The 13,166-nt window shown below is 71.0% G+C and carries 9 protein-coding genes; 6 read left to right on the top strand and 3 right to left on the bottom strand.

From position 1 onward, the window contains the following. The first annotated feature begins 42 nt into the window (after positions 1–42). Together AC07RM_RS22120 and AC07RM_RS22125 are read left to right on the top strand one after the other, a co-directional pair. Positions 43–918, top strand: coding sequence for a branched-chain amino acid ABC transporter permease (locus tag AC07RM_RS22120; protein WP_203201892.1), 876 nt, complete (start codon positions 43–45; stop codon positions 916–918). 11 nt (positions 919–929) lie between these two features. Then, on the top strand, positions 930–1,916 hold the full coding sequence (locus AC07RM_RS22125; RefSeq protein WP_495335880.1) for a branched-chain amino acid ABC transporter permease: 987 nt from the start codon (positions 930–932) through the stop codon (positions 1,914–1,916). 22 nt (positions 1,917–1,938) lie between these two features. Here the strand turns inward: AC07RM_RS22125 and AC07RM_RS22130 are convergent, their stop codons facing one another. Further along, a complete protein-coding gene (locus AC07RM_RS22130; RefSeq protein WP_495335881.1) occupies positions 1,939–3,009 on the bottom strand; it encodes a lipocalin-like domain-containing protein in 1,071 nt (356 codons plus the stop codon). A 101-nt stretch (positions 3,010–3,110) separates the two neighbouring features. On the opposite strand from AC07RM_RS22130, the gene AC07RM_RS22135 reads away from it, so the two are divergent. The 3 genes from AC07RM_RS22135 (at position 3,111) to AC07RM_RS22145 (ending at position 8,278) form a co-directional block, all read left to right on the top strand. Beyond that, entirely contained in the window at positions 3,111–5,651 is a 2,541-nt protein-coding gene (locus AC07RM_RS22135; RefSeq protein ID WP_495335882.1) for a penicillin acylase family protein, read from the top strand. 50 nt (positions 5,652–5,701) lie between these two features. After that, positions 5,702–6,409: an O-methyltransferase gene (locus tag AC07RM_RS22140; RefSeq protein WP_495335883.1), complete on the top strand. Its 708-nt coding sequence runs from the start codon at positions 5,702–5,704 to the stop codon at positions 6,407–6,409. A gap of 246 nt (positions 6,410–6,655) precedes the next feature. Next, positions 6,656–8,278 carry a carboxypeptidase regulatory-like domain-containing protein gene (locus AC07RM_RS22145; RefSeq protein ID WP_495335884.1) on the top strand — a complete coding sequence of 541 codons (1,623 nt, stop codon included), beginning with the start codon at positions 6,656–6,658 and terminating at the stop codon, positions 8,276–8,278. A gap of 156 nt (positions 8,279–8,434) precedes the next feature. On the opposite strand, the gene AC07RM_RS22150 is transcribed toward AC07RM_RS22145, so the two are convergent. Next, on the bottom strand, positions 8,435–11,044 hold the full coding sequence (locus AC07RM_RS22150; RefSeq protein WP_495335885.1) for an FtsX-like permease family protein: 2,610 nt from the start codon (positions 11,042–11,044) through the stop codon (positions 8,435–8,437). Between the two features lie 80 nt (positions 11,045–11,124). On the opposite strand from AC07RM_RS22150, the gene AC07RM_RS22155 reads away from it, so the two are divergent. Then, the gene (locus AC07RM_RS22155; RefSeq protein WP_495335886.1) at positions 11,125–12,567 is read left to right on the top strand and encodes a serine hydrolase domain-containing protein; all 1,443 of its coding nucleotides are present in this window, start codon (positions 11,125–11,127) and stop codon (positions 12,565–12,567) included. On the opposite strand, the gene AC07RM_RS22160 is transcribed toward AC07RM_RS22155, so the two are convergent. After that, positions 12,564–13,118: a DsbC family protein gene (locus AC07RM_RS22160; protein WP_495335887.1), complete on the bottom strand. Its 555-nt coding sequence runs from the start codon at positions 13,116–13,118 to the stop codon at positions 12,564–12,566. The two genes, AC07RM_RS22155 and AC07RM_RS22160, sit on opposite strands and share 4 nt — an antisense overlap. Positions 13,119–13,166 lie beyond the last annotated feature (48 nt).

A 13,166-nucleotide genomic window follows, 5' to 3' on the forward strand; every position in this document is an offset into this window, starting at 1 on the left:
ACCCCCGCGGGCCCGCTCGGGCCCGCGCCTGCTGAATCCCCTATGACCATTTCCCTCCCCGCCTTGTTGAGCCAGCTCCTCCTGGGGCTGGTCAACGGCTCCTTCTATGCCATCCTGAGCCTCGGGCTGGCCGTCATCTTCGGCCTGCTCAACGTCATCAACTTCGCGCACGGCGCGCTGTTCATGCTCGGCGCGGTGCTCACCTGGATGGCGATGGAATATTTCGGCATCAACTACTGGGTGATGCTGATCGCCGCGCCCATCGTCATCGGCCTGTTCGGCGTGCTGATCGAGCGGCTGCTGCTGCGCTGGATCTACAAGCTCGACCACCTCTACGGCCTGCTGCTCACGCTGGGCCTCACGCTGCTCATCGAGGGCGTGTTCCGCTCCATCTACGGTGTTTCGGGCCTGGCCTACGACGCGCCCGAGGCACTCTCGAGCGCCACCGACCTGGGCTTCATGGTACTGCCCAACTACCGCGCCTGGGTGGTCGTGGCCTCGCTGGTCGTGTGCATCGCCACCTGGTTCGTGATCGAGAAGACCCGCATCGGCGCCTATCTCCGCGCGGGCACCGAGAACCCGCGCCTGGTCGAGGCCTTCGGCGTGAACGTGCCGCTGATGATCACGCTGACCTATGCCTTCGGCGCGGGCCTGGCGGCCTTCGCGGGCGTGCTGGCCGCGCCGGTGATCCAGGTCTCGCCGCTGATGGGCCAGAACCTGATCATCGTGGTGTTCGCCGTCGTCGTGATCGGCGGCATGGGCTCGATCATGGGTGCCATCCTCACCGGGCTGGGGCTGGGCGTGATCGAGGGCTTCACCAAGGTCTTCTATCCCGAGGCCTCGTCCACCGTCGTGTTCGTCATCATGGTCATCGTTCTGCTGGTGCGTCCTGCCGGCCTGTTCGGCAAAGAGAAGTGAGAGCGGGCGGCATGAACATGAAAAAGATCTCCACCGTCTTCTACGGCCTGCTGCTCGTCGCGCTGGTGCTGGCGCCGTTCTTCGGCGCCTACCCGGTGTTCGTGATGAAGCTGCTGTGCTTCGCGCTGTTCGCCTCGGCCTTCAACCTGCTGCTGGGCTTCACCGGGCTGCTGTCCTTCGGCCATGCGGCCTTCCTCGGCGGCTCGGCCTACGTGGCCGGCCATGCGATCAAGGTCTGGGGCCTCACGCCCGAGCTGGGCCTGATCGCGGGCACGCTGGTGGGCGCGCTGCTGGGCTGGCTGTTCGGCGTGCTGGCCATCCGCCGCCAGGGCATCTACTTCGCGATGATCACCCTGGCGCTGGCGCAGATGATGTTCTTCGTCGCGCTGCAGGCGAGGTTCACCGGCGGCGAGGACGGCCTGCAGGGCGTGCCGCGCGGCAAGCTGTTCGGCCTGCTCGACCTGAGCAACGACCTGACGATGTACTACGTCGCGCTGGCGATCGTGGCGGCGGCTTTCCTGCTGATCGTGCGCACCATCCACTCGCCGTTCGGGCAGGTGTTGAAGGGCATCAAGGAGAACGAGCCGCGCGCGCTGTCGCTGGGCTACGACGTGGCGCGTTTCAAGCTGCTGGCCTTCGTGATCTCGGCGGCGCTGTCGGGGCTGGCGGGTTCGCTCAAGACGCTGGTGCTGGGCTTCGCGACCCTGTCGGACGTGCACTGGACCGCCTCGGGCCAGGTGATCCTGATGACGCTGGTGGGCGGGCTGGGCACCTTGTCGGGCCCGCTGGTGGGCTCGGCCGTGGTCGTGCTGCTGGAGAACAAGATCGGCGAGCTGGGCAACCTGCTCGCGCGCATCACCACCATCGACTGGTTCAACACGCTGGGCGAGTCGGTGACCATGGTCACGGGCCTGATCTTCGTGATCTGCGTGCTCGCCTTCCGCAAGGGAATCATGGGCGAGGTCATCGCGTTCATCGACCGGCGCAAGGCCCGATGAAGGCACGGGTGCGGGCGCCGGCCTAGAGCTTCAACGGCGCCACGTACCCCGTCATCTCCAGGTAGCCGCGCCCCAGGCGCCGGCCCTGGCCATCGAGCAGGTCGCTCAGGCCTTCCCAGTACACGCCACCGGTCGAGCCGCGGCTGTCGAGCTCCTGGTCGTCGAGCAGCGCGCGCACCTCGAACTCGCCCGCGGGCGTGCGCACGCGCCATTGCACGGGGTAGCGCGCCTGCGTGCGCGGGCTGTTCCAGGAGCGGCTGGCCTCGAAGCGCACCTCGTCGGGTCCGAAGACGCGCAGCGTGCCGTCGCTCGCGCGGAACGAACCGCCCGACCACAGCGCGCTACCGTCGGCGCGGCGCAGGTGGAAGGCCGTGAGCGCGCCGCCGTCGTCGAGGTTCATGCCGATCCAGTCCCAGCCCACGGCCTCGGGATGCAGCAGCGCCTCGCTCCATTCGTGGTCGAGCCAGGCCTTGCCGCGCACCGCGAAGGGCTGGCCGTCGAGCACGATGCGGCCCTGCGCCGCGAGCTGCGGTTCGCTGTAGTAGTAGCTGGCCTGGGCCTCGTCGGGCCCCTTGCGCGAGAGGCCCGCGCGGCCCTGCAGCAGCACCGGCTGGGTGGGCGCGAAGCGCAGCTCGAGCGTGAAGCCGCTGGCGGGAATGCGCGCCGTGTAGCCGTCCGCGCCGCGCAGCAGCGACCAGTCGCGCAAACGCAGCGCGGTGTCGGTTTCGCTGGCCGAAGCGCCGCCGAGGCCCGCGCGCGCGATGCGCTGGTCGTGCCGCAGCGCGCGGCCCTCGAGGTCGGTGACGGCCGCGTGCGCGAACACCAGCTGCTGCGCCGCGAACTTCGAGCGCATGCCCTGCGTGGCGTCGACGCGCGAGCGGAAGAAGGTGACCTGGAAGCCGAAGCCGCGGCCGCCCTCGGCCTGCGCATGGCCCGTGATGTACCACCACTCGGTGCGCAGCTCGGGATGGCTGCCGAAGTCGCGCGGGAACTGCAGCGTGCGTGGCGGCAGGGCCCAGGCGGGCGCGAGGCCTGAAGAGGCGGCGAGCGCCGCGAGCAGGAGGTCGCGGCGCGACAGGAGGGCGGGTGGCATGGCCGCACGAGTCTACAAGCGCCCTCGTCACGCGTTGTAACCCACGCGCGGGCGAAAGCGATTACCGTGGGCCGGCCCATAAAAAGAAGGAGACGAGATCCATGAAGCGCACGCCCAGCCCGCGCCCTGTCGCGCGGCGCATCGCATCCCCCCGTTCCGGTTCCCTCGCCCTGCGGCTCGTGCCGCTGGCCGTGCTGCTAGCGCTCGCGGGCTGCGCCTCGGGACCACCCGCCGAAGCACCGCCCTCGACGAGCACGCCGCCACGCGCGCCCTCGTCCTTCGCCGTGCCGGGCCTCGAGAAGCCGGCCGAGGTGCTGGTCGACCGCTGGGGCGTGCCGCACCTCTACGCGGGCACGCTCTACGACGCCTTCGTCGCGCAGGGCTTCATCGCGGCGCGCGACCGGCTCTGGCAGATGGACCTGTGGCGCAAGCGCGGCCTCGGCGAAATGGCGCAGGACTTCGGTCCCGCCTGGGTCGAGAGCGACCGCGCCGCGCGCGCCGTGCTCTATCGCGGCGACATGTACCGCGAGTGGCTGGCCTACGGCTCCGACGCCAAGCGCGTGGCCGAGGCCTTCACGGCCGGCGTCAATGCCTACGTGGCGCAGGTGCGCGCGCAGCCCGACCTGCTGCCGCAGGAGTTCAAGCTGCTCGCCTACCAGCCCGCGACCTGGTCGCCCGAGGACGTGGTGCGCATCCGCCACCATGGCCTCACGCTCAACCTCACCTCCGAGATCGAACGCGCGCGCGCCTACTGCGCGGGCGGGCCCGGCATCAAGGCCGACTGGCTGCGGCGCGAGCTCGACCCGCCCGTCAACCCGCGCGTGCCGCCGGGCCTCGATCCCTGCACCATTCCTGCCACCGAGTTGCGCGCGGCCTATCTGCGCGCCACCGAGTCACCACAGTTCACCAAGGCCAACACGCTGCTGCCGCAGCAGGGCGCGGGCCCCGGCAGCTTCGCGGTGTCGCAGGCAGGCGACGAGGCACGGGCCGAGCAGGGGGACCCCACCGCCGCCTACGGCAGCAACAACTGGGTGATCGCGCCCAAGCTCAGCGCCACCGGCCGGCCGATCCTCGCGAACGATCCGCATCGCGCGCACGGCGCGCCGAGCCTGCGCTACATGACGCACCTGAGCGCGCCGGGCATGGATGCCATCGGTGCCGGCGAGCCCTTCCTGCCGGGCCTGTCGATCGGCCACAACGGCACCATCGCCTTCGGCCTCACGCGCTTCTACATGGACCAGGAGGACCTCTACGTCTACCAGCTCAATCCGCGCAATCCCAACGAGTACCGCTACCAGGGCCGCTGGGAGCCGATGCTGCGCGTGACCGAGCGCATCGCGGTCAAGGGCGAGCGCGTGCCGCGCGAGCTGGTCAACACATTCACGCGCCACGGGCCGGTGCTGCTGTCGGAGCCCGGCAAGCGCCGCGCCTATGCGCTGCGCGCGGCCTGGCTCGAGCCCGGCATGGCGCCGTACTTCGGTTCGATGGACTACATGCGCGCGCAGAACTGGGACCAGTTCCGCGCCGCCATGAACCGCTGGGGCGCGCCCGGCGAGAACCAGGTCTATGCCGACCGCAACGGCAACATCGGCTGGATTCCGGGCGGCCTCACGCCGATCCGCCCGAACTGGGACGGCCTGATGCCGGTGCCGGGCGACGGCCGCTACGAGTGGTCGGGCTTCCGCAACGGCGACGAGCTGCCCTCCGAGTTCAATCCCGCGCGCGGCTATGTCGTGACCGCGAACGAGAACAACATCCCGAGCGAGCATCCGGCCGCGAAGAAGGGCATCGGCTACGAATGGAGCGACGCGGCGCGCGCGCGGCGCCTGAAGGAGTTGTTCGCGGGCAAGGTGGCCGCGGGCCAGCGCTTCACGCTCGAGGATTCGCAGCGCATGCAGAACGACATCGTGGCCACGCCGGCGCAGCGCCTGCTCAAGCTGCTCGCGGGCCTGGGCAGCAGCGATGCGCAGACCGCGGCCGGCCTCGCGCTGCTGCAGCGCTGGGACGGCACCATGGACCGCGACAGCGCGGCCGCCGCGCTCTACGAGGTCTGGAGCAGCAAGCCGCTGCGTCAGGCCGTGCTCAAGGCCGGCGCGGGCGAGTCGGCCATGCAGTACGCGCTGCCGGGCGACAACACGCGCATGGTCCTGCTGCTCGAGAACCCATTCGGCTGGGTCAGCAGCGCGCAGCGCGATGCGATCCTGGTGCAGACCATCGCGCCCGCCATGCAGGAACTGAGCAACAAGCTCGGCCCCGATCCCGCGGGCTGGAAGTGGGGCGCGCTGCACCGCGCCGAATTCCGCCATCCGCTCGGCGGCATCGTCGATGCGGCCACGCGCAGGAAGCTCGACGTGGGCGACTGGCCGATGTCGGGCTCGGCCTTCACGCCGATGGCCGCGAGCTACCGCGCGAGCGACTATCGGCTGACCTCGGGTGCGTCCTTCCGCATGGTGCTCGACGTGGGCAACTGGGATGCCTCGCGCGTCATCAACACGCCGGGCCAGTCGGGCAACCCCGACAGCCCCAACTACCGCGACCTCGCGCCGCTGTGGCTCGAAGGCAAGTACGTGCCGCTGGTCTACAGCCGCGCGGCCGTGGAAAAGGAAACGGTGGAGCGGATTCGTTTGACGCCCGCGCCGTGAAGCCGCGCAGCGGGGCCTAGACTGCGCTTTTTTTGCATCGGGCCCGCACCATGACCTTCGACGAACTCCAGCGCCGACTCGCCGAGGTACCGGCGCGCCACAAGGAGATCTCGGTCATCGCGAGCCTCGACGACGAGCCCGCGCGGCCCAGCGCGCGCCTGCTCGACATCGCGCTGCGCGTCGCCTCGGCCGCGTGCGAGATCGCGCTGAGCGTCTACGACGGCCGCCCCTCGAGCGAGCCGCACTGGTTCGACACCTGGCCCGGCGAGCACTACCGCCTGCTCGCCGCGCTGGTGCGCACGCTGAAGCCGATGCGCGTCGTCGAGATCGGCACCTTCACCGGCATGGGCACGCTCGCGCTCGCGCAGGAATTGCCCGCGGGCGGCAGCGTGACCACCTTCGACCTGCATCCCTGGCACGGCTTCGAACAGACCTGGCTCGCGCCCGGCGATTTCGAGCACGGGCGCGTGCGCCAGGTGCTGCACGACATCTCCGCGCCCGGCGGCATCGAGGCGCATCGCGCGCTGTTCGAGGCGGCCGACCTGGTCTTCGTCGACGGACCCAAGGACGGCCACACCGAGGCAAGGATGCTCGACAACCTCGCCACGCTGAGCTTGCCCGCGCATGCGCTGGTCGTGTTCGACGACATCCGCGTGATGAACATGGTCGCGACCTGGCGGCGCATCGCACGGCCCAAGCTCGATCTCACGTCGTTCGGCCATTGGAGCGGCACCGGCCTGATCGACTGGAACGCTTAGCGCAATCGGGTTGCATTGCCCGCGCGCGGCGATGCACGCATGCCGCGAAGTCTTCCGTATTCACTTCCCCTTGTCGCATGCAACGCCCGTTGCATGCGCATGACTTTTGGCACTGTTGGATGCGATGCGCGATGCATACGCTCGGTCCCCTTCGATGCATGGCCTGCGATGCCGCGCATCGGAATCCGACGCCGCTGCATTGCAGCCGCATTCATCGACCAGTTGCTACAGAGGGGGAGAGAACCCATGAGATTCAAATTTGCAGTGGCCGCCGTGGCGGTCGCATTGGCTGTTGCCGCGTGCGGCGGCGGGGGCGGAGGCTCGGGCTTCGCGTTCCTGCCGCCCGGCCAGAACGGCGGTGACCCCGGTGACCCGGGCGGCCCTGGCGGTCCCGGCACGCCCGCACGCAAGGATGCGAAGGTCACGGGCCGCGTGACCAATGCGCTCGACGGCGCCGGCATCGCGCAGGTCAAGGTCACGGCCGGCGGCGTCAGCGCCACGACCGCGGACGATGGCTCCTACACGCTCGAGGGCATCACCAACGGCGCCTCGGTGCTGCTGAGCTACGAGAAGAACGGCTTCGCACCGCAGAGCCGTTCGACCGCCGCGCTCGCGCCGGCCGAGGCCAGCACCGTCATCAACATTCCGATGCTGCCGGTGGCGTTCAGCGACACCTTCAACCCGGGCGCCGCGCGCGACCTCGCGGTGCCGGGCTCGACCGCCATGGTGCGCCTGCCCGCCAATGCGCTGCGCCGCGCCGACGGCAGCACGCCCACCGGCCAGGTCACCGGCCGCCTCACGCCGATCGCACCCGCGACCAACGTCAACCTGATGCCCGGCAACTACCTCGCGGCCACCAGCGGCGAGCCCGCGGCGATGGAGAGCTTCGGCGCGCTCGACGCCAGCTTCGTCGATGCGGACGGCGCACCGCTGCAGCTCGCGCAGGGCGTGAGCGCCACCGTGCGCATCGCGCCGTCGTCGCGCAGCGCCGCGCTGCCGCCGACGGTGCCGCTGTTCTTCTACAACACGGCCACCGGCCTGTGGGTGGAAGAAGGCAGCGCGAGCCTGCAGGGCACCGCGCCCAACCAGTACTACGAAGGCACGGTCACGCACTTCACGACCTGGAATGCCGACCAGATCTACAACACGGTGCGCGTCAACGGCTGCGTGCAGAACGCGGCGGGCGAACGCGTCGCGGGTGCGGTCGTGGCGTCGGAAGGCAAGTCGTACAGCGGTGTCGGCTCGGCCGTCACCAATGCCAACGGCGAGTTCTCGGTGCCGGCCAAGCGCAGCAGCGAAGCCTTCGTGGTGGCGAGCAAGAATGCCGAACTTTCCAATGCGGCGAATGCGACGCTGGGCGACCAGGACATCACGCTCGGTGGGTGCCTCACGCTGACGAGCTCTGCCATGTCGATCAAGCTGACCTGGGGTGAACGGCCCTACGACCTCGATTCCCACACGATGGGCGCGAATGTCGGTGAAGAGGTCTACTACGCCAACAAGGGCTCGCTCGCGGCCGCGCCGTTCATCGGCCTTGACGTGGACGACGTGGACAGCTTCGGTCCCGAGTACACGACCTTCGCAAAGCTCGCGCGCAATCGCACCTACCGCTTCTTCGTCTACAACTTCTCCGACACCTACGACCCAGGTCAGACCGGATCGCCCGCGCGCGTGGAACTGAGCAACCGCGGCGCCCAGTCGGTCTTCTCGCCACCGGCAGGCGAGGTGACGGACTCGACGCGCTACTGGCACGTCTTCGACCTGCGCACCGACGACAACTGCAACGCCACGGTCGTGCCGGTCCAGAAGTTCCTGGCCAACAAGCCGCCGGAAGTCAACACCGACGCGAACGCCCAGTACTGCAACTGAGCGGCATGAACGATGGCTGGCGCGAGCCGGTCGTCTTCAGCCGAAAAAGAAAAGGGAGCAGGGGGAAAAGGCGCGCAGACAAAGCGCCGGCAGGCACGGGACCGCGGACATCCGCAGGTCGCGTGCCTGCTTTTTTTTGCCCGCGCGAAGCGGTGCCTACCAGTCTTCCTTCACCGCCAGCACCGCATCCTTGCCGGCCGCGGCGCGCCCCGCCATCCACGCGGTGACGGTGCCCGCGGCCACCACGGCCGCGCACAGCGCGAGCAGCCGGCCCCAGGGCAGCAGCAGGTCCATGGTCCAGTGGAAGCTCTGCGGATTGACCACCTTCACCAGCACCACCGACACCGCGAGGCCCAGGCCCAGTCCGGCCACCGCGCCGATGGCGGTCCAGGCGGCGCCTTCGCCGGCCACCACCGCGAGCACCTGCGCGCGCGTGAAGCCCAGGTGCGCGAGCAGGCCGAACTCCTTGCGGCGCGCGAGCACCTGCGCGCTGAAGCTCGCGGCGATGCCGAACAGCCCGATCGCGATTGCCACCGCCTGCAGCCAGTAGGTGACGGCGAAGCTGCGGTCGAAGATGCGCAGCGAGACCGCGCGGATCTGGCCCACGGATGCGATCTCCACGTCCGAGCCCTCGCGTTGCGCCGCCAGTGCGCGCACCGCTTCCTGCACCGCGCCTTCCGAGGCGCCGGGCGCGAGCCACAGCGCGACGTCGCTGACGTCGCGATCGCCGGTCAGGCGCTCGAAGTCGCGCGCCTCGATCGCGATGGCGCCGAACTGCCGCGCATAGTCGCGCCACACGCCGGCCACGAAGAAGGTGGCCGGTGCGCCGCCCGCTGCGGGCGCCAGCGCGTTCGACAGCGGCGCGAAGACGCTGCCGGGCCTGGCGCCGTAGAGCTCGACCATCGGCTCGCTCACGTAGATGCCGATCTGCCCCTCGGGCACCGGCAGCGCGCGGCCCACCAGCGGCAGCGCCTGCGCCACGCCGCCTTCGAGGTGGCGCGAGATCAGGGTCACCGCGGGCTGCGCCGTATCGAGCTGCAGCGAGCGCGTTCGCAGCGTGCCGCTGCGTTCCACGCCGGGCAGCCGCGACAGCGCCTGCACGAGCTCGGGCGCGAAGGTCGCGGTGTCGGTGCTGCTCTCGGCTCCGCTGTTGCCGCCGCGCCCGCTCGAGGTGGCGCGCACATAGAGGTCGGCCGGCAGCACGATGTCGAGCCAGTGCGTGACCGAGTCGCGGAAGCTCGCGACCATCACCGTGAGCGCGACCGCGAGGCTCAGGCTCGCGACCACGCCGCTGACCGCCACCGCCGCGGTGCCGCGCATGCGGCGCGCGCGCTCGATCGCGAGCATCGGCAGCACGCGGCGCGACAGCAGCGGCGCGATGCGGTCGTAGAGCAGCGCGATCAGCCAGGGCAGCGCGGTGATGCCGCCGACCAGCAGGCAGGCCACCGACAGGTAGGCCGCCACCGGCACGCCGCGGATCGCGGGCAGGTTGGCGAGCGCCACGCCCAGCGCGATCAGGCCCAGCGCCAGCCAGTGGCTGCGGCCCTGCGCGGGCGGCGCGCCCAGGCCCTTGAGCGTCTGCGCCTCGGGCAGCGCCTGCGCCGTGCGCGCGGGCCACCAGCCGCCCACCAGCGCGGCCGCCACGCCGAGCGCGCCGTAGAGCAGGGCCGAGGCGCTGCTCCAGTGCAGCGTGGGCGCCACGCCCTCGAAGTAGCCGCCGCCCAGATCGCCGCCGAGCACGCGCAGCGCGACGTCGGCCAGCGCGGTGCCGAGCGCGAGCCCGGCCACGCTGCCGATCAGCCCGAGCACCAGCGACTCGGCCAGCACCAGCCGCAGCCGCTGGCGCGGCGTGAGGCCCAGCACGCCGAGCAGCGCGAACTGCTGCGCGCGCTTGGCGACGCTGAGCGCGAGCACCGAGAACACCAGGAAGGCGCCGGTGAACAGCGCCACCAGCGCCAGCACCGTGAGGTTGACGCGGTAGGCGCGCGAGAGGTTGCTCACGCGCTCGGCCGAGTCGCCGGGCTCGGCGAACTGCAGGCCGGCGGGCCAGCCCGGCATGGCCTGCAGCGCCGCGATGAAGGCCGCGCGGTCGGTGCCGGCGGCCAGCCGCAGGTCGATGCGGCTGAGCTGGCCGAGGCGGCCGAAACGCTCCTGCGCGGTGGCGATGTCCATCACCGCGATCGCGCCGCCGCCGGCCGCCACGTGGCCGGCCACGCGCAGCCGCTGCCAGTCGGCGCCGCTGCGCAGCCGCACGCTCTCTTCGGCACCGGCCGGCGCCTGCGCGGGCAGGCCGAGCGCACTGCGCGCGGCGGCGTTGAGGAACACCAGGCCGGGCGCGAACAGCGCGAAGCGTTCGGCGCCCGCATCGGGCTGCGGCATCAGCGCCGGCGCGATCGCGGGAAGTGCGAGCGCGTCGACGCCGATCGCGCGCAGCGGCACCTGCCGTTCCTCGCCATCGGGCGTTGCGGCGACCAGCGCGAGCGCCTGGAACTCGAGCACCGGGCTCGCGAGCGTCACTTGCGGATGGCGCGCCAGCGTCTCGAACACCGCCTCGTCGAAGCCGCCCTGCGGCGCGCGCAGCTCGAGGTCGGGCTGGCCGTTGACCGAGCGCACCGCGCTCGAGAACTCGTCGAGCGCCGAGGCGTTGATGAGCTGCACCGAGAACGCGAGCGCCACGCCCAGCATCACGGCCAGCACCGCCGCCGCGTTGCGCCAGGGGTGGTGGCGCAGTTCCTGCCAGGAGAAGGTGGTGAGCAATGCACGCATGGGGCGATTGTGGCGGGGCGGGGCAAGGCTTTCGCGGCGTGGCACCATCCGGGCCTGTGTCCCTGCCCGAGGAATCGACGATGCGGCTTCTCTCCCGCGGCCCCCAAGCCTCGCTCCGGCGCCTGGCGCTGCTGTCCATGGCCTCGGCGCTGGCGCTGCTGCTGGCCGGCCCCGCCGCCGCGCAGTCACCGCCCGGCGCCGCGCTCTCGCTCGCGAGCGACCCGGCCCTGATCGCGCGCACCGCGCTCGACGCCGAGCGCGGCACCGTGGTGGTGGGCCTGCTGCGCGGCGGCAAGGCCAGCTACGGCGCGGCCTACAACCCCGAGCCGCCCACGCCGCCGCGCGCGCTGTCTTCCGAGAGCGCCGAGCAGCCGATGTTCGAGATCGGCTCGGTCACCAAGGTCTTCACCGGCCTGCTGCTCGCGCAGGCGGTGGAGCGCGGCGACATGAAGCTCGACGACAACCTGGGCCAGCTGATGGCCGGCAAGATCAAGGCGCCGCTGTCGCCGGCGGTGGCCTCGGTCACGCTGCGGCAGCTGGTGACCCACACCGGCTGCATGCCGGTGATGGCCGACGGCGTGACCGGCGGACCGGCGCTGGCCTCGCAGATGCGCGCCTTCGAACGCCAGGAGCTCTACGACGCGCTGCCGCGCATCAAGCTGCTGGGCGCCGCGCCGCCCTGCGCGGGCGCGTACAGCAACTACGGCATGGCGCTGGTCGGCCTGCTGGTGGCCGACCGCTACAACACGACCTGGAGCGAGCTGGTGCGCGCGCGCATCACCGAGCCTTTGGGCATGAACGACACCGTGATCCTGCTCGGCGACAAGGCCTCGCGCATGGCGCCGGCCTTCGCGGGCGACCGGCGCCAGTCGCTGCTCGACATGAAGGCCTATGCGCCGATCGCCGCGCTGCGTTCCACCGCGGCCGACATGATGGTCTTCAGCCGCGCCATCCTCGCCGGGGCCAGCGGTCCGTTCGGGCCGGCCGCGGTGCGGCTGCTCACGCCGCTGGCCAACTACGAGGGCGCCGAGATCGGCTATGCGGTGATGGTGCGCGGCGCCGAGGGCGCTCGCCGTACCTACTACCACGCGGGCGTCACCGAGGGCTACCGCACCCTGTGGCTGCTCGCGCCCGACACCGGCGAGGCCATGATCCTGCTGAGCAGCAACACGCGCGCGCCGCTGCAGCGCCTGATGCTGGCGATCGGCAAGAGCCGCTACCCGGTGCCCACGGTCGAGGTGCCGGTCGATGCCGACCGGCTGGCCGAGTACCGCGGCGAGTACCGCGTCACCAAGTCCAAGTCGCTCGACTTCACCGTGCGCGGCGGTCGCCTGCTGGTGCGCGAGAGCGGCCGCGGCTACAACCCGCTCAAGCCGATCGGCACCGACCGCTTCACGGTGGGCGAGATCGGCGCGCAGATCGTGTTCCAGCGCGAGGGCGGGCAGGTGGTGGGCGTGACGCTGTCGCAGGGCGGCGCGCAGGTCGTCGGGCGCAGGGTGCGCGAAGGCGCGCTGGTGGACTAGCGACGCTCGGCGGCGTCGAGCAACTGCTCGATCCACGCCGCCCGTATCGCTCCCGGCACGCGCGTGCCGTCGCCGAAGATCAGCGTGGGCGTCCCGCTCACGTCGTAGCGCTTGCCGAGCGCCGCGTTGCGCTGCAGCGCCGAGGCATCGCAGCGGCCCGCGGGCGCGCCGGGGTCGATGCCCTTCTCGATCCATTGCTCCCAGTTCATGGCCGGTCGGGCACTGCACAGGATGTTGCGCGCCTTGGCCACCGATTCCTCGCCGAGCACCGGGTAGAGGAAGACATGGACGGTGACGTTGCCGATCGCCTTCAGGTCCTTGTCGACGCGCTGGCAGTGGCCGCAGCGCGGATCGGAGAACACCGCGATGCGGCGCTTGCCGTTGCCATGGACCAGCGTGATCGCGTCCTGGAGCGGCAGCTTGTCGAAGTCGAAGCCCTCGATCTTCTTGAAGCGGTCCGCGACATCGTCGCGCCGCGTCTGGGCATGGACCATGGTGGCGGTGGCGCCCCAGGTGCAGGTGGCGAGCAGAAGGCGGCGGCGGAGGTTCATCGAGACGGTCCCTGACATCGTTGCGAGCATGGATGCGGTTCGGGCAAG

It is taken from the genome of Variovorax sp. GW821-FHT09B05 (genome assembly GCF_059418265.1).